Annotated in this window: 12 protein-coding genes and 1 other RNA gene; 7 read left to right on the plus strand and 6 right to left on the minus strand. The window is 60.5% G+C overall.

Going from position 1 to position 17324, the window contains the following annotated elements; all coding sequences use genetic code 11:
- Position 1: 1 nt before the first annotated feature.
- The 7 genes from smc (at position 2) to recR (ending at position 10796) form a co-directional block, all read left to right on the plus strand.
- The gene (gene smc, locus BLW11_RS12150) at positions 2–3490 is read left to right on the plus strand and encodes a chromosome segregation protein SMC (protein WP_048358495.1); all 3489 of its coding nucleotides are present in this window, start codon (positions 2–4) and stop codon (positions 3488–3490) included.
- A 258-nt stretch (positions 3491–3748) separates the two neighbouring features.
- Complete coding sequence (gene zipA, locus BLW11_RS12155) at positions 3749–4627, plus strand: cell division protein ZipA (protein WP_048358494.1); 879 nt, start codon at positions 3749–3751, stop codon at positions 4625–4627.
- A gap of 98 nt (positions 4628–4725) precedes the next feature.
- Complete coding sequence (ligA, locus tag BLW11_RS12160; RefSeq protein ID WP_048358493.1) at positions 4726–7083, plus strand: NAD-dependent DNA ligase LigA; 2358 nt, start codon at positions 4726–4728, stop codon at positions 7081–7083.
- A gap of 201 nt (positions 7084–7284) precedes the next feature.
- Positions 7285–7381: signal recognition particle sRNA small type (ffs, locus tag BLW11_RS12165), an RNA gene on the plus strand.
- Between the two features lie 216 nt (positions 7382–7597).
- The gene (gene dnaX / locus BLW11_RS12170; protein ID WP_048358492.1) at positions 7598–9655 is read left to right on the plus strand and encodes a DNA polymerase III subunit gamma/tau; all 2058 of its coding nucleotides are present in this window, start codon (positions 7598–7600) and stop codon (positions 9653–9655) included.
- 80 nt (positions 9656–9735) lie between these two features.
- Positions 9736–10074 (plus strand): YbaB/EbfC family nucleoid-associated protein, encoded by a 339-nt coding sequence (locus tag BLW11_RS12175; RefSeq protein ID WP_019826710.1) that lies wholly within the window; start codon positions 9736–9738, stop codon positions 10072–10074.
- A gap of 119 nt (positions 10075–10193) precedes the next feature.
- Positions 10194–10796, plus strand: a complete 603-nt coding sequence (gene recR, locus BLW11_RS12180) for a recombination mediator RecR (protein ID WP_048358491.1) — start codon at positions 10194–10196, stop codon at positions 10794–10796.
- A gap of 110 nt (positions 10797–10906) precedes the next feature.
- Here recR and BLW11_RS12185 read toward each other — a convergent pair whose 3' ends face one another.
- From BLW11_RS12185 to BLW11_RS12210, 6 genes are all read right to left on the minus strand, one after another.
- Positions 10907–11452 (minus strand): adenine phosphoribosyltransferase, encoded by a 546-nt coding sequence (locus BLW11_RS12185; RefSeq protein WP_048358490.1) that lies wholly within the window; start codon positions 11450–11452, stop codon positions 10907–10909.
- Positions 11453–11504: 52 nt separating this feature from the next.
- Positions 11505–12239, minus strand: coding sequence for a fumarate/nitrate reduction transcriptional regulator Fnr (gene fnr, locus BLW11_RS12190; protein ID WP_048358489.1), 735 nt, complete (start codon positions 12237–12239; stop codon positions 11505–11507).
- A 142-nt stretch (positions 12240–12381) separates the two neighbouring features.
- Positions 12382–13764, minus strand: a complete 1383-nt coding sequence (gene hemN / locus BLW11_RS12195) for an oxygen-independent coproporphyrinogen III oxidase (protein ID WP_048358488.1) — start codon at positions 13762–13764, stop codon at positions 12382–12384.
- Between the two features lie 116 nt (positions 13765–13880).
- Positions 13881–14564, minus strand: a complete 684-nt coding sequence (locus BLW11_RS12200) for a sulfite exporter TauE/SafE family protein (RefSeq protein WP_016780296.1) — start codon at positions 14562–14564, stop codon at positions 13881–13883.
- Positions 14557–14787, minus strand: a complete 231-nt coding sequence (gene ccoS / locus BLW11_RS12205) for a cbb3-type cytochrome oxidase assembly protein CcoS (protein WP_048358487.1) — start codon at positions 14785–14787, stop codon at positions 14557–14559. Before ccoS ends, BLW11_RS12200 begins: the two co-directional genes overlap by 8 nt.
- A gap of 20 nt (positions 14788–14807) precedes the next feature.
- A complete protein-coding gene (locus tag BLW11_RS12210; protein ID WP_048358486.1) occupies positions 14808–17258 on the minus strand; it encodes a heavy metal translocating P-type ATPase in 2451 nt (816 codons plus the stop codon).
- Positions 17259–17324: the final 66 nt, after the last annotated feature.

The following is a 17324-nucleotide window of genomic DNA, read 5'->3' on the forward strand; positions in this document are numbered from 1 at the left end:
CGTGCGCCTGACGTGTATCAAGCTGGCCGGCTTCAAGTCTTTCGTCGATCCGACAACGGTTAGCTTTCCGAGCAATATGGCGGCGGTCGTAGGCCCGAACGGCTGTGGGAAGTCGAACATCATCGACGCCGTACGTTGGGTAATGGGCGAAAGTTCAGCCAAAAACCTGCGTGGCGAGTCGATGACGGACGTCATCTTCAACGGCTCAACCACCCGTAAACCGGTGAGCCAGGCCAGTATCGAACTGGTTTTCGATAACTCCGATGGCACGCTGCTGGGCGAGTACGCGGCTTACGCCGAGATCTCCATCCGACGCAAAGTCACCCGTGACAGCCAGACCACCTATTACCTCAATGGCACCAAATGCCGTCGTCGTGACATCACCGATATCTTCCTCGGTACGGGCCTCGGGCCGCGCAGCTACTCGATTATCGAGCAGGGCATGATCTCCAAGTTGATCGAGTCCAAGCCCGAAGACTTGCGCAACTTTATCGAAGAAGCAGCTGGCATCTCCAAGTACAAGGAGCGCCGTCGCGAGACGGAAAACCGGATTCGCCGCACCCACGAAAACCTCGCCCGCCTGACCGACTTGCGGGACGAGCTGGGGCGTCAGCTTGAGCGCTTGCACCGTCAGGCCCAGGCCGCTGAAAAGTATCAGGAATACAAGGCCGAAGAGCGTCAGCTCAAGGCGCAGCTGTCGGCCTTGCGCTGGCAGGCGCTGAACGAGCAGGTGGGGCAGCGCGAGGCGGTCATTGGCAACCAGGAGGTCAGCTTCGAAGCCCTGGTGGCTGAGCAGCGCAATGCCGATGCCAGCATCGAGCGCTTGCGTGACGGGCACCATGATCTGTCAGAGCGCTTCAATCTGGTGCAAGGTCGCTTCTATTCGGTGGGGGGTGATATTGCCCGCGTCGAGCAAAGCATTCAGCACGGCCAACAACGTTTGCGTCAGTTGCAGGATGACCTGCGCGAGGCCGAGCGCTCACGCCTCGAAACCGAGTCGCACCTGGGGCACGACCGCACGATGCTCGCCACGCTTGGCGAAGAGCTGCTGATGCTTGAGCCCGAGCAGGAGCTGACGAGCGCTGCCGCCGAAGAAGCCGCGGCCGCGCTAGAAGCGTCCGAGCACACCATGCACGGCTGGCAAGAGCAGTGGGACAGTTTCAACCAGCGCTCGGCCGAGCCGCAGCGTCAATCCGAGGTCTTGCAAGCCCGCATCCAGCAGCTGGAAACCAGTATGGAGCGCGTGGCCGAGCGTCAGCGCCGTCTGGCTGAAGAGCGCGCGTTGTTGGCGGCAGACCCGGAAGATGCGGCGATTCTGGAACTGAGCGAGCAGTTGGCTACCAGCGAATTGACGCAAGAAGAGCTGCAAGCCAGCGAAGAACAATTGGTCGAGCGACTGGAGCAAGTGCGGCATGACTTGCAGCAGGCAACTCAGAATCAGCAGCAGGCACAAGGTGAGTTGCAGCGGCTTAACGGTCGCCTGGCCTCGCTTGAGGCGCTGCAACAGGCGGCCCTCGACCCAGGCACCGGTGCGAGCGAATGGTTGCGTGATCAGCACCTTGCCGAGCAGCCACGTCTGGCCGAAGGCCTGCGGGTTGAGGCGGGCTGGGAGCTGGCGGTCGAGACCGTACTGGGTGCAGACCTGCAGGCGGTGCTGGTTGAGGATTTTTCCCGTCTGGATCTGGCCGGCTTTGACCAGGGTGATTTGCGCCTGTTCAGTGCCGGGTCACAGGCCGGCCGCCTGTCGGGCAGCCTGCTTGACAAGGTCGAGGCCGATTTCGATCTGGCGCCGTGGTTGGGTCAGATAAAGCCGGTTGAAACCCTTGAGCAGGCGCTGGCTCTGCGCGCGCAGCTGCTTGATGGCCAAAGTCTGATCAGCCGTGATGGCTATTGGGTCGGTCGCAATTTCTTGCGTGTGCGCCGTGCCAGTGAGGCCGAAAGCGGTGTGCTGGCGCGGGGGCAGGAAATCCAGCGTCTGGGGCTTGAACGCGAAGAGCGCGAAGCCACACTCGCGACCCTCGAAGAACAACTGCAACGCTTACGTGAGCAACAGCTTGTACAGGAAGACTCGCGGGAGCAGGTTCGCCGTCGCTTGCAAGACGAGGCGCGGCAGCAGGGCGAGATCAAGGCCAGGTTGTCTGCCAGCAAAGCCAAGGTCGAGCAGTTGACCTTGCGTCGTCGCCGTCTGGACGAAGAGCTGGCTGAGCTGGGTGAGCAGCGGGCGCTGGAGCATGAGCAGGTGGGCGAAGCGCGCTTGCTGTTGCAGGATGCGCTGGATGCCATGGCCAGCGATACCGAACAGCGCGAGCTGTTGCTGGCTCAGCGCGACAGCCTGCGCGAGCGCCTGGATCGGGTGCGTCAGGACGCGCGTCAGCACAAGGATCACGCCCACCAGCTGGCCGTGCGCCTGGGCTCGCTTAAAGCGCAGCACGATTCGACGCGTCAGGCGCTGGAACGACTGGAGTTGCAGTCCGAGCGGCTGGCTGAAAAGCGGGAGCAGCTCAATCTCAACCTGGAAGAGGGCGAAGCCCCTCTCGAAGAGCTGCGCCTGAAGCTGGAAGAGTTGCTCGACAAGCGCTTGAGTGTTGACGAGGAGCTCAAGATTGCCCAGACCGCACTTGAAGATGCCGACCGTGAATTGCGTGACGCTGAAAAGCGCCGCAATCAGGCCGAACAACAATCGCAGCTGATTCGTGGCCAGCTGGAGCAGCAACGCATGGAGTGGCAAGCGCTGACCGTGCGCCGCACCACGTTGCAGGATCAGTTGCTGGCCGATGGCTATGACTTGCACGGGGTGCTTGCCACCTTGAGCTCTGAGGTCAATGAGCAGCAGGCGGAAGAAGAGCTGGAGCGTATAGCTGCGCGTATTCAACGCCTGGGTGCAATCAACCTCGCAGCCATCGATGAGTATCAGCAGCAATCCGAACGCAAGCGCTACCTGGATGCTCAGGACGCCGATCTGGTCGAGGCGCTCGATACGCTGGAAAACGTCATTCGCAAAATCGATAAAGAGACCCGTAGTCGCTTTAAAGACACCTTTGATCAGATAAATGGCGGATTACAGGCGCTTTTCCCAAAAGTTTTCGGTGGTGGCAGCGCTTACCTGGAACTGACGGGCGAAGATTTACTCGATACAGGGGTAACTATCATGGCGCGTCCGCCGGGCAAGAAGAACAGCACCATTCATTTGCTGTCTGGTGGTGAGAAAGCGCTGACTGCCCTGGCACTGGTTTTTGCCATTTTCAAACTCAACCCGGCGCCGTTCTGCATGCTCGACGAAGTCGATGCACCGCTTGATGACGCTAACGTAGGCCGCTATGCACGCTTGGTAAAAGAGATGTCACAGACGGTGCAATTCATCTACATCACCCACAACAAAATCGCCATGGAAATGGCCGATCAGTTGATGGGCGTGACGATGCATGAGCCCGGTTGCTCACGTCTTGTAGCGGTTGATGTTGAGGAGGCAATGGCAATGGTCGATGCTTGAGCTATAAGCATGTAGGAGGAAATTATTCTACTTGTAGGGGAAATTCTGAATATTTGACGGGCATGACTTGCAAGTCGAAGGCTTTATGGCCCTAGCTCAATGCGACAGACGGTGTAAAGTTATCTTTGGTCGTGTTAATTTAACGTCTAATTTTTTTGTACGTGGGTAAAACGCCATTCAGAACATAGAGTTGGCGCCACGTTTTAAAGGGCTTTAGGCTCTTCTTCATAGAATCATTTTTTAGGGGCACGGGATTACATGGAAATCGGTCTGCGCGAGTGGCTGATAGTCATCGGCATAGTGGTCATAGCCGGTATTCTTTTTGATGGCTGGCGCCGCATGCGCGGTGGCAAGGGCAAGCTCAAGTTTCGCCTTGATCGAAGCTTTTCCAGCGCCCCTGACGACGAGAGCAGCCCGGAGCTTCTGGGGCCTTCGCGGGTTCTGGATACGCCACACCACAAAGAACCGCAGCTGGATGAGCACGACCTGCCATCCGTCAGCATGCCGGCCCGGGATAAAGGCGCCAAGCGTGGCAAGCGTAGCGGCGAGCCTAGCCAGGGTGACCTGAACCTCAACCTTGATCTGGATGACGGCCCTAGCATCAGCGCCCGCGATGATGATTTTGCGCCTGAAGCCAAGCCGCGTGGGCGTTCAGCCCCAAGCGTGGCGGCAGTCGAGGTCAAGGAGCAGCAACCGCAGCAGGCCGCTGAAGAAGTGTTGGTGATCAGCGTGATCAGCCGTGACCCTGCAGGGTTCAAGGGCCCGGCCCTGTTGCAGAACATCCTGGAAAGCGGATTGCGTTTTGGCGAGATGGATATTTTCCACCGTCACGAAAGCATGGCCGGTAACGGGGAAGTTCTGTTCTCCATGGCCAACGCGGTAAAACCGGGCGTGTTCGATCTGGATGATATTGACCTGTTCAGCACTCCGGCCGTCAGCTTCTTCCTGGGTTTGCCGGGGCCGCGTCATCCCAAGCAGGCTTTCGACGTGATGGTTGCTGCTGCACGCAAGCTGTCCCAGGAGCTCAACGGTGAGCTCAAGGATGACCAGCGCAGTGTGCTGACAGCCCAGACCATTGAGCATTACCGTCAGCGCATCGTTGAATTCGAACGCCGCGCCCTGACTCAAAAACGCTAAACATGTGGGGGGGCGGCTTGTCTGCTCCCGCGCACATGCAAAATGATTAACACAAGGAGCAGCCTCGGCTGCTCTTTTGCTTTGTGAGAGAACACCCCATGACCGCCGCCAACACCCGAATTCTAGAGCTGCGCGCTGAACTGGATCAGCATAACTACCGCTATCACGTACTCGACGAGCCGAGCATCCCGGACGCCGAGTACGATCGCCTGTTTCACGAGTTGAAGGCACTGGAAGCCAGGCACCCGGAGCTGGTGACTGCCGACTCACCGACCCAGCGCGTGGGCAGCAAGGCGTTATCGGCCTTCACCCAGGTGCGTCACGAAGTGCCCATGCTGAGCTTGGGCAACGCGTTCGATGAAACCGATATGCGCGAGTTTGACCGTCGTGTCAGCGAAGGTCTGGATTTGCCCGCAGGTGATCTGTTTGGCGGCGGCGCCGAAGTGGAATACAGCTGTGAGCCCAAGCTTGATGGGCTGGCGGTCAGCCTGCTGTATCAAGACGGAAATCTGGTGCGCGGTGCTACCCGGGGTGACGGCACCACCGGCGAAGACATCAGTGTCAACGTGCGCACGGTGCGCAATATCCCGCTCAAGCTGCATGGCAGCGGCTGGCCCGCCGTGCTGGAAGTGCGTGGTGAGGTCTTTATGTCCAAGGCCGGTTTTGAGCGCCTCAATGAGACTCAGCTCGCCGCTGGCGCCAAGACCTTTGCCAACCCGCGTAACGCGGCAGCCGGCAGTTTGCGCCAGCTGGACTCGAAAATCACCGCCAGCCGCCCGCTGGAATTTTGCTGCTATGGCCTGGGGCAAGTGTCCGAGGAGTTCTCCGATACCCATATCGGCAACCTCAAGCAATTGCAGCAATGGGGCATGCCTATCAGTCACGAACTGAAACTGGCCAGGGGCATTGCCGAGTGCCTGGACTACTACCGTGATATTGGCGAGCGCCGCGCATCGTTGCCGTATGAAATCGACGGCGTGGTGTTCAAGGTCAACAGCCTGGCTTCGCAGCGCGAACTGGGCTTTCGGGCCCGTGAGCCGCGTTGGGCCATTGCCCATAAATTCCCGGCGATGGAAGAGCTGACCGAACTGCTGGATGTGGAGTTCCAGGTCGGACGCACCGGTGCGGTGACGCCTGTGGCACGCCTCAAACCGGTCAAGGTGGCCGGTGTGACAGTGTCCAATGCGACGCTGCACAACATGGACGAAGTGGCGCGACTGGGGCTGATGATTGGCGATACGGTGATTATTCGCCGTGCTGGCGATGTGATTCCGCAGGTCGTACAGGTGGTGCTGGAGCGCCGCCCTGAAGATGCCCGTGCGGTGCAGATCCCTGAAAGCTGCCCGGTGTGCGGCTCCCATGTCGAGCGCACGCAACTGATCAAGCGCAGCAAGGGGCGTGAAACCATCACCGAAGGTGCGGTTTATCGCTGTGTAGGGCGTCTGGCCTGTGGTGCCCAGCTTAAACAGGCGATTATTCATTTTGTCTCGCGCCGTGCGATGGACATTGAAGGCCTTGGCGAAAAAAGCGTCGAGCAGCTGGTGGACGAGGGGCTGGTGAGTTCGCCCGCCGACCTTTACACCCTGGCTTTCGAGCAGATTGTCGATCTCGAAGGTTTTGCCGAGTTGTCGAGCAAAAACCTGCTCCAGGCCATCGCCGACAGCAAGCGTCCGACGTTGGCGCGTTTTATCTACGCATTGGGTATTCCCGATGTGGGCGAAGAGACCGCCAAGGTGCTGGCGCGTTCATTGGCCTCCCTTGAGCGCGTTCAGCGTGCTTTGCCGCAAGTGCTCACGTACTTGCCGGATGTTGGCCTGGAAGTGGCTCACGAGATTCATAGCTTCTTCAGCGATGCGCACAACCAGCAGGTGATAGCGCAACTGCTTGAGCGCGGGCTCGAGTTGCAGGATCAGGGTGAGCTGGGGGCCGAGTTCGCGGCCAGTACTACCTTGGGCGGGCTGATCGATAAACTGCAGATTCCCTCGGTGGGGCCGGGCGGGGCGCAGAAGCTGGCGGAAAAATTTGGCTCGCTGGAGGGTGTGATCAACGCCGACTGGCTCGATATGCGTCAGGCGTTGCCAGAGAAGCAGGCCAAGGCGGTGCGCGAATTTTTCGACAACCCTGAAAACGCCCGCATGGCGCTTGAAATCGAAGCGCAGCTGCGCGAGTTCGGCATGCACTGGCAGAGCGAGAAAAAAGCCGTAGAAGGCTTGCCGTTGGCTGGTCAGACCTGGGTGCTGACCGGCTCGCTGGAGTTGATGAGCCGCGACGTCGCCAAAGACAAGCTGGAGAGTCTGGGGGCCAAGGTCTCTGGCTCGGTCTCGGGCAAGACCCATTGCGTCGTGGCGGGGCCGGGTGCCGGCTCCAAGCTGGTCAAGGCCAATGAGCTGGGGCTCAAGGTGCTGGATGAAGAAGCCTTTATGGCGTTTTTGAAAACGCAGGGCATTTCGATCTGACGGATCTCTCGGCAGTCGCTGCTGCGGGCTGCTTTGGAGCCCATCGCAGCCTGCGGCGGCGACTGCATGGGGTTTGTGCCCGGCTGAATCCAAGTACTTGAGCCCATTCATTTTTTTATTCTTGCAGCAGCGGTTGTAAGTTTTTCTCAGACAGGTACAATGGCGCCGTTCGCTGCTAGGCGGATGTTGTTATGGTGACCCTATCGGTCCCCCCGCAACGATTACCCGTGAACCTGGTCAGATCCGGAAGGAAGCAGCCACAGCGGGAACATTGTGTGCCGGGGTGTGGCTGGTGGGGTTGCCTCCATTTTAAAAACCCTCAGTCCTGAAGGGTTTTAGTCAAAATACCAATCCAGTTACTTTCGACGTTCAATTGAACTGTCGGCGTATTGTCGTGCGTGGGTAAAGCCCGCATTGCAGCAGTGCCGAGCAGTTTAAAGTGCGCATCGGATGCAATTTTGGCCTTGCTCCGCTAGCATTAGCCCCTTCCGCTTTTCAGACGCGACGGTTATCAATGAGTTATCAGGTTCTTGCACGTAAATGGCGTCCGCGCTCGTTCCGCGAAATGGTCGGCCAGACCCATGTGCTCAAGGCTCTGATCAACGCCCTGGACAGTCAGCGCTTGCACCACGCCTACCTCTTTACCGGTACCCGTGGCGTCGGCAAGACCACCATCGCGCGGATCATCGCCAAATGCCTGAACTGTGAAACAGGTATCACCTCGACCCCGTGCGGTGAGTGTTCGGTTTGCCGCGAAATCGATGAGGGGCGCTTTGTCGACCTGATCGAAATCGACGCCGCCAGCCGCACCAAGGTCGAAGACACCCGTGAGCTGCTCGATAACGTGCAGTACGCGCCGAGCCGTGGGCGCTTCAAGGTCTACCTGATCGACGAAGTGCACATGCTCTCCAGCCATTCGTTCAATGCGCTGCTTAAAACCCTTGAAGAGCCGCCGCCCTACGTCAAATTCATCCTGGCGACTACCGATCCGCAAAAGTTGCCGGCGACGATTCTTTCCCGCTGCCTGCAGTTCTCTCTGAAAAACATGACGCCCGAGCGTGTGGTCGAGCATTTGACTCATGTACTCGGTGTAGAAAACGTTCCGTTTGAAGATGATGCACTGTGGTTGCTGGGCCGCGCCGCAGACGGCTCGATGCGTGATGCGATGAGCCTGACCGACCAGGCCATTGCGTTTGGTGAAGGCAAGGTACTGGCGGCCGATGTCCGGGCGATGCTCGGCACACTCGATCACGGTCAGGTTTTTGACCTGTTGCACGCGCTGATCGAAGGCGATGCGCGGGCTTTGCTTGAAGCTGTGCGCCATCTGGCCGAGCAAGGGCCGGACTGGAACGGCGTACTGTCCGAAATTCTTAACGTATTCCATCGCGTTGCGATTGCCCAGGCACTGCCTGACGGTGTCGACAATGGTCACGGCGACCGTGACCGGGTGTTGGCCCTGGCCAAGGCGCTGCCCGCCGAAGATGTGCAGTTTTATTACCAGATGGGCCTGATTGGCCGGCGCGATTTACCGCTGGCCCCGGACCCGCGAGGCGGCTTTGAGATGGTCTTGTTGCGGATGCTTGCCTTCCGCCCGGCGGACGCCGGTAATGCACCGAGTCAGCCGCTAAAGCCAGTGGGGATCAGCCAGGCCACAGTTGATTCCGCCCCAACCGTGGCGGCTGCAACCCCTGTTGCGCCAATAGCTGCTGCACCTGTTGTGGTGCCGGCGCCAGCAGCAGAAGCGCTCAAGCCGGAACCCGTGGCCGCGCCTGCCCCTGTGGTCGCGCCCAATGTGCCTGCAGTGCCGGAAAAGGACTTGCCCTGGAACGAGCCGTCAGTGCCGGTGATCGAAGTCGAGGCTGCACCAGAGCCGATGCTGGACACCGTGGGCGAGCCGCCCGAGTTGCCGCCAATGCCTCTGCCGACGCCTGACAGCGTTGTGCCGGATGCGCCCGAGTGGAGCGCCGCGCCGATTCCCGAGCCGACCCCTGAACAAGTGGATGCAGCGCTTTCAGGTATGGACCGCGATGACGAGCCGCCGCTGGATGAAGACTACATCGAGCCGGACATGGACTCGGCGGCGTACAGTTACCTCGACGAGCTGGCCAGTGAGCATGCGGCCGAGCCTGCGCCGGAACCCGAGCCGTTGCCTGCTGCAATGCCGGCGACCGGGCTGGCCCTTGAATGGCTGAACATGTTCCCCAAATTACCGGTATCGGGCATGACCGCCAGCATTGGCGCCAACTGCACGCTGATTGCCGTTGAGGGCGATGACTGGCTGTTGCACCTGGACCCGGCCCACAGCGCACTGTTTAACTCGACACAGCAGCGCCGGCTAAACGATGCACTGAACCAGTCCACTCAGCGCACACTCAAAGTGACAATCGAGCTGGTCAAGCCGGAGCAGGAAACCCCGGCCCAGGCGGCTTCACGCTTTCGTGCAGAGCGTCAGCGCCTGGCTGAAGAGTCGATTTATGCCGATCCGCTGATCCAGCAAATGATTGAGCAGTTTGGCGCGGCAGTCCGTGAGGATACGATTCAACCTGTAGAGGTTGTCGAGGCTCAGGCTTAGTAACGCCAGGATAGAAACTTACAGCCCGGGGTCGTTTTGATCCCGGGTGCATTGTCCAAATAACGTTTGAGGTGATTCCCATGATGAAAGGTGGCATGGCCGGCCTGATGAAGCAGGCGCAGCAGATGCAGGAAAAAATGGCCAAGATGCAGGAAGAACTGGCCAATGCAGAAGTGACCGGCAAGGCCGGTGGCGACATGGTGACTGTGGTCATGACCGGTCGTCACGACATCAAGCGGGTAAGCATTGATCCGGCCCTGCTTGAAGGCGTCAGCGAAGACGACCGTGAAGTGCTGGAAGATCTGTTTGCCGCTGCCGTCAACGACGCCGTGCGCAAGATCGAAGCCAACAGCCAGGACAAAATGTCTGGCGTGACCGCCGGCATGCAACTGCCGCCGGGCATGAAGCTGCCGTTCTAAGGCGCTTGAAGAATGCCAGGTCTCGTGCCTGGCATTTTTTTGCCTGTTTTACGGGCATTTGACGCTGGCCCACACCGCGGGTATAAACCGCGTCTCGTTGTTTTGTCGGACCTTTCCCTATGAGCTTTAGCCCCCTGATTCGCCAACTGATCGATGCCTTGCGCACTTTGCCGGGTGTGGGTCAAAAGACCGCGCAGCGCATGGCCCTGCAATTGCTTGAGCGTGACCGCAGTGGCGGCTCGCGCCTGGCGTTGGCGCTGACTCAGGCGATGGAGGGCGTGGGGCATTGCCGGCTGTGCAGAACCCTTACGGAAGACGATTTGTGCCCGCAGTGTGCTGATATGCGCCGTGACGACACCTTGTTGTGCGTGGTCGAGGGGCCGATGGATGTGTATGCGGTCGAACAGACTGGCTATCGCGGTCGTTACTTTGTGCTCAAGGGGCACTTGTCGCCGCTCGATGGTCTGGGGCCCGAGGCGATTGGCATTCCGCAACTGATGACACGCATTGCGGAGCAGGGCACTTTCGCCGAAGTGATCCTGGCCACCAACCCGACGGTCGAAGGCGAAGCCACTGCGCATTACATTGCCCAGCTACTGAGCAACAAGGGCCTGATCGCTTCGCGCATCGCCCATGGCGTGCCGCTGGGTGGCGAACTGGAGCTGGTGGATGGCGGTACGTTGGCCCATTCGTTCTCGGGGCGTCGTCCGATTACGTTGTAAGCACTGCCTGTAGCCGCTGCCGAAGGCTGCGATAAAGACCGCAGGTCTTTCAGTTGGACCTGCTGCGCAGTCCATCGCAGCCTGGGGCAGCGGCTACATAGTGAATGGTATTACTCAGTCAGCAAAAACTCGGTCAGGCAGAAGCTGGGTACGCCCATATCCTGCAAGCGTTTGGAGCCGCCCAGCTCGGGCAGGTCAATAATCGCCGCTGCTTCAAACACCTGCGCACCCATGCGCCGCACCAGGTTGGCTGCCGCGATCAGCGTGCCGCCTGTAGCGATCAGGTCATCGACGATCAGCAGCGAGTCGCCTTCGCACAGGCTGTCGGCGTGAACCTCCAGAAACGCTTCGCCATATTCCGTCTGATAGCCTTCGGCCAATACATCAGCGGGCAATTTGCCTTGTTTGCGAAACAGGATCAGCGGCTTGTTGAGTTGATGGGCCAGCACCGAGCCGATCAGAAAACCACGGGCATCCATGGCGCCGATGTGGCTGAAGTCAGCCTCGACGTAGCGCTCGATAAAGCGGTCGGCGATCACCCGCATGGCGCGGGGCGATTGGTACAGTGGCGTGATATCGCGAAAGATGACCCCCGGCTTGGGGAAATCAACTACCGGGCGGATCAGGGATTTGAGGCAAAAATCGTCGAAGACCATATCAGGTGTCCTGGCGTGCGTTAAGCGCGCCAGTATAACCCCTCAAGCCGTTTTAGACTTCCAGCGAACCACCCGCGAGGGCACACAGCTTGATCGGATCAAGAATATGCACTTCCTTGCCTTCGGCCGTGATCAGCCGGTTTTCTTGCAGGCGGGTGAATACGCGGGAGACGGTCTCAACGGCCAGGCCCAGGTAATTGCCGATTTCGTTGCGCGACATGCTCAGGCGGTACTGATTGGCCGAGAAGCCGCGGGCGCGGAAACGGGCTGACAGGTTGACCAGAAAGGTCGCAATGCGCTCGTCCGCCGTCTTTTTCGACAGCAACAACATCATTTGCTGGTCGTCACGAATTTCCCGGCTCATCACACGCATGAGCTGGCGACGAAGTTGTGGCAATTGCACGGAGAGTTCGTCAAGACGCTCGAAAGGGATTTCGCACACTGGCGTGGTCTCCAGTGCTTGAGCCGACACCGGGTAGGTTTCAGTGTCCATGCCGGAAAGGCCGACCAGCTCGCTTGGCAGGTGGAAGCCGGTAATTTGCTCTTCACCGCTGTCACTCAGGCTGAACGTTTTTAGCGCGCCGGAACGCACGGCATACACCGAGCCGAAAGTATCGCCCTGGCGGAACAGGAACTCGCCTTTTTTCAGGGGGCGTCCACGCTTGACGATTTCCTCCAGCGCGTCCATGTCTTCCAGGTTCAACGAAAGTGGCAAGCAAAGAGGGGCCAGGCTGCAATCCTTGCAATGTGCCTGGTTATGAGCGCGCACTTTTACTGGCTCAGGCATTTCTTAAATCCTTGTAGGAAAACACACATAAGATGCAAGGGTACCCCAGCGCAGGGGGGGTAGGCCAGTCGCACCATGATAGTGCGTTCATCTCATGTGTTGGATGACCGGGCCCGAGCCCGGTCAAACGTTGGTACAGGGCTTAGATCACCCGAGAAAAACGTTGGCGGCTTTGCTGCTCCAGGTAGGCATCGAACACCATGCACACCGAGCGCACCAGCAGTCGTCCGGCGGGCAGTACGGTCAATTGCTGGTCGTCCAGGGCAATCAGCCCGTCCGCTGCCATGGTTTTGAGCATCGGCCACTGCGGCGCAAAATAGCCCCGGAAGTCGATGTTGAAAGCATGTTCTATGCGGGCGAACGGCACGTGCAAATTGCAAATGATCTGCTGAATGACTTCGCGCCGTATCCGGTCGTCCTGATTGCACAGCAGGCCACGCTTGGTGGCGAGCTGGCCGCTGGCGAGGGTGTGCTGGTAGTGAACCAGGTCGCTGTCGTTCTGGCAGTAAAGGTCGCCAATCTGGCTGATGGCCGATACGCCAAGCCCGATCAGGTCGCAATGACCGTGGGTGGTGTAACCCTGGAAGTTGCGCTGCAGGGTGGATTCTTCCTGGGCAATCGCCAGTTCGTCGTCCGGCAATGCGAAGTGATCCATGCCGATGTAGCGGTACCCGGCGCCAGTCAGTTGCTCGATGGTACGTTCCAGCATCTGCAGCTTCATGGCGGGCGAGGGCAGGTCGCTGCTGTTGATCCGGCGCTGGGGCATGAAGCGTTCAGGCAGGTGGGCGTAGTTGAACACTGACAGCCGATCGGGCTGCAAGCTGATCACTTCGTCAACGGTCCGCGCAAAGGCTTCGGGGGTTTGCTTGGGCAGGCCGTAGATCAGGTCGATATTGATCGAGCGGAACTGCAGGGTGCGCGCCGCGTCGATCACTGCCCGGGTTTCCTCCAGGCTTTGCAGGCGATTGACTGCCCGCTGTACGTCCGGGTCGAGATCTTGCAGGCCGATGCTGACGCGGTTGAAGCCCAGTTCGCGCAACAGGCCCATGGTTGACCAGTCGGCCTCCCTGGGGTCTATTTCGATGCCGTAGTCCCCCGAGTCGTCGTCCAGCAAATTGAAGTGCTTGCGCAATTTGGCCATCAGCTGGCGCAATTCGTCGTGGCTGAGAAAAGTCGGTGTACCGCCCCCAAAGTGCAACTGCTCGACCTTTTGTTTGGGGTCGAGGTGGCAGGCAATCATCTGGATTTCGTGTTCCAGTTTTTGCAGGTAGGGCTGGGCCCGGCCACGGTCTTTGGTGATGACCTTGTTGCAGGCGCAGTAGTAGCAAATGTTCGCGCAGAACGGCACGTGCACATACAGCGACAACGGGCGCTGCGCCTTGCGGCTTTCGCGCAGGGCGTGCAGGAGGTCGAACGGGCTGACCTGATCGTTGAACTGCAGCGCCGTCGGGTACGAGGTGTAACGCGGGCCGGCCAGGTCGTAGCGGTGAATCAAATCTGGGTCCCAACGAATGGCGTCGAGCATGCGGGCATTCCCCTGGGATGACTGACAATGCGTTGGAGTCTAGGGGCTGGGGATTTGTGACACCTTGATTTGCGTCAACGGGTGTGGAGGCAGGCCTGGAGCCTGCGGGCGCTGGCTTAATGCCCCATCAACCAATGCTGATGCGGGCCGGGCAGGGTCCAGATGCCGAAGAGAATCACCAGCAATCCGCCTGCCATGCGCACACTGCGTTTGCGCAGCAGCGCCGTTACGCGCTCCGCCGCAAGGCCGGTGGCGAGCAACACAGGCCAGGTGCCAAGACCAAACGCCAGCATCAAAAGTGCACTGTCGATGGCGCTGCCCTGGCTGGCGGACCAGATCAGTGTGCTGTAGACCAGGCCGCAAGGCAGCCAGCCCCAGAGCGCGCCCAGCAGCAGGGCGCGGGGCAGGCTCGATACCGGTAGCAAGCGGGTGGCCACGGGCTGTATGTGCCGCCACAGGCCGCGGCCCAGGCTTTCGATGCGGGTCAGGCCGCTCCACCAGCCGGCCAGGTACAGGCCCATGCAAATCAGCAGCAGCCCGGCCAGGATGCGCATAAACATCGCCGCGGGGCTGTTGGCTACCGCCCATCCGGCCAGGCCCAGCAGTAATCCCGCCGTGGCATAGCTAAGAATTCTTCCCAGGTTGTAGGCCAATAGCAGCCTGAAGCGTCGGCTGCGTTGCTCTTTGGGGATGGCCAGGGTCAGCGCACCCATCAGGCCACCGCACATGCCCAGGCAATGCCCCCCTCCGAGCAGGCCCAGAATTACGGCGGATACCAACAGCGGTGCCAGCTCAAGCATGGGGAGGCGCTTTTTTGTCGGTGTCTGCGGGGGATTCCGGGTGCTGGCTTTTCGCTTCTTCGACGGCGGCGGTGTGTTGCGGGTCCTGGTCGTCGAACAGGATGCTGTGTGCCGGGCTGTCGAGGTCGTCGTACTGGCCGCTGTCTACCGCCCAGAAAAAGATGTAGATGGCGATGGCGACAATCAGCAGGGCCGCAGGAATCATGACGTAGAGGGCTGGCATATGGGCTCCGGGCGGCCGCTTCAGGCCGCAGGCGTGCGGGAGTGTGACGTGGCTGGAGTATGCGCCTGGCCGGGCATGCGAGTCAGGCGCAAGGCATTGAGCACCACGGTCAGCGAGCTGATCGACATGCCAATGGCCGCCCAGATGGGGGTGATCCAGCCCAGGGCGGCAAAGGGAAGCATAAGGCCATTGTACAGGCCGGCCCACAGCAGGTTCTCGATGATTACCCGGCGTGTGCGGCGCGCCAAGGTAAAGGCTTGAACCAGGGCGTCCAGTCGATTGGACAGCAGTACCGCGTCGGCGCTGGTTTTGGCCAGGTCCGTGGCCGAACCCATCGCCACGCTGATGTCGGCGGCGGCGAGCACCGGGACATCATTGACGCCGTCACCCAGCATCAGCACCTTGCGGCCCTGGGCGTGCAGTTGCTGCAGGACCCGCAGCTTGTCATCCGGGCGCAACCCGCCCTGTGCTTCATCGATACCCAGCTCGGCCGCCACGCTGGCGACCATCGGCGAGCTGTCCCCGGAGAGCAGCAGCGTATGCCAGCCGCGCGCCTTGCACGCAGCCAGCAGCGCCGGGGCGTCGTCGCGCAGGCGGTCATCGAGGACAAGCCAGGCCAGCACGCCTCGGGTATCACCCAGCAACAGCCATTGCCCGGGTTCATTCGGCATGTCCGGGACCTGGCACTGGCTCAGTTCGCAGACAAATCCTGGCTGGCCAATGCGCAAGCGCTGTTCGCCAACCCGCCCTTCGAGGCCCAGGCCCGGAGTGCTGTGGACTTCCCCGGCGGCTTGCGGGGCGCGGCCAAAGGCGCGGGCAATGGGGTGCTCGGAACGGTTTTCGAGTGCGGCTGCCAGGCCCAGGCACTGGTCGGCGTCCAGATCGCGCAAGGGGCGAATGGCGCGCAGCGTCAGGCGACCTTCGGTCAAGGTGCCGGTTTTGTCGAAAATCACCGTGTCGATCTGGTTCAGGCCCTCGATCACGTGGCCGCGAGTCAGCAGCAAGCCCAGCTTGTGCAGGGTGCCGGTGGCAGCGGTGAGTGCAGTGGGGGTGGCCAGGGACAATGCACAAGGGCACGTGGCCACCAGCATCGCCAGCACAATCCAGAAGGCCCGTGATGGATCAAGCTGCCACCACAGCAGGCCGATACCGGCCGCGGCGATCAATGAAAACAGCAGGAACCATTGCGCGGCCGTGTCGGCAATTTCGGCCAGACGCGGCTTTTCGCTTTGGGCGCGATCGAGCAAGCGCACGATGGCGGACAGGCGCGTGTCCTGGCCCAGTGCCGTGACTTCAATGGTCAGTGCGCCTTCGACGTTCAAGGTGCCCGCCGTTACCGCATCGCCCACGCGACGTGGCTGCGGCAAGTATTCGCCGGTCAGCAGGGACTCGTCGATGCTTGACTGGCCATCAAGGATCTTGCCGTCAGCCGGAAGAATTGCGCCGGGGTGCACCAGCACGTGGTCGCCGACTTTCAGCTCGGTCAGCAGGATGCGTTCGCTTTGGCCATCGCCGCTCAATCGCAGGCAGGAGGCAGGCAGCAGATTGACCAGCTGTGCGGTGGCGGCAGCGGTGCGCTCGCGGGCGCGGCGTTCGAGGTAACGTCCGGCCAGCAGGAACAGGGCGAACATGCCGACCGCATCGAAATACAACTCGCCGATGCCGGTGATGGCGGTCCAGATCCCGGCGATGTAAGCGCCGCCGATGGCCAGTGACACCGACACATCCATGGTCAGGTGGCGGGTGCGCAGGTCGCGCATGGCGCCTTTGAAAAAGGGTGCACAGCTGTAGAACACGATAGGCGTGGTCAAGAACAGCGCGACCCAGCGCAGGATGGTGTGCATCTCGGGGCTGAGGTCGATGTTGAATTCGGGCCAGGTGGCCATGGTTGCCATCATTGCCTGAAACCACAGCAACCCGGCGACACCCAGCTGACGCAGGGCCAGGCGGTTTTCGCTGGCCAGCTGTTCTGTGGCGCGATCGGCCTGGTACGGGTGCGCGGCATAACCGATATGTCGCAGTTCGCTCAAGACTTCACTGAGGGGTAACTGGCTGTCGGCCCAGCGCACGTGCAGGCGATGGTTGGACAGGTTGAGCCGCGCCTCGCTCACGGCAGGCAGACTGCGCAGGTGTTTTTCAATCAGCCAGCCACAGGCGGCGCAGCTGATGCCTTCGACCAGCAGCGTGGCTTCGGCCTGTTCGCCTTCATGTCGGACAAAGGGTTTTTGCACATCGGCGCGGTCATACAGCGCCAGTTCTTCTACCAGTTGCACGGGCAGTGCCTGGGGGTTGGCAGAAGGTTCGCTGCGGTGTTGGTAGTAGCTTTCGAGGCCGCCGGCTACGATGGCCTCGGCCACTGCCTGACAGCCCGGGCAGCAGAACTCGCGAACTTCGCCCAGAACAACGGCGGTAAAGCGACTGCCAGGCGGGACGGGCAGGGCGCAGTGATAGCAGGGAACGGGAGTGGTCATGGCGGTCTATCGCGGTTTTGTGTCGCAGGGAAGAACGTCATCGCGGGCAAGCCCGTTCCCGCACTG

This window comes from Pseudomonas deceptionensis (assembly GCF_900106095.1).
Classification (GTDB): Bacteria; Pseudomonadota; Gammaproteobacteria; order Pseudomonadales; family Pseudomonadaceae; genus Aquipseudomonas; species Aquipseudomonas deceptionensis.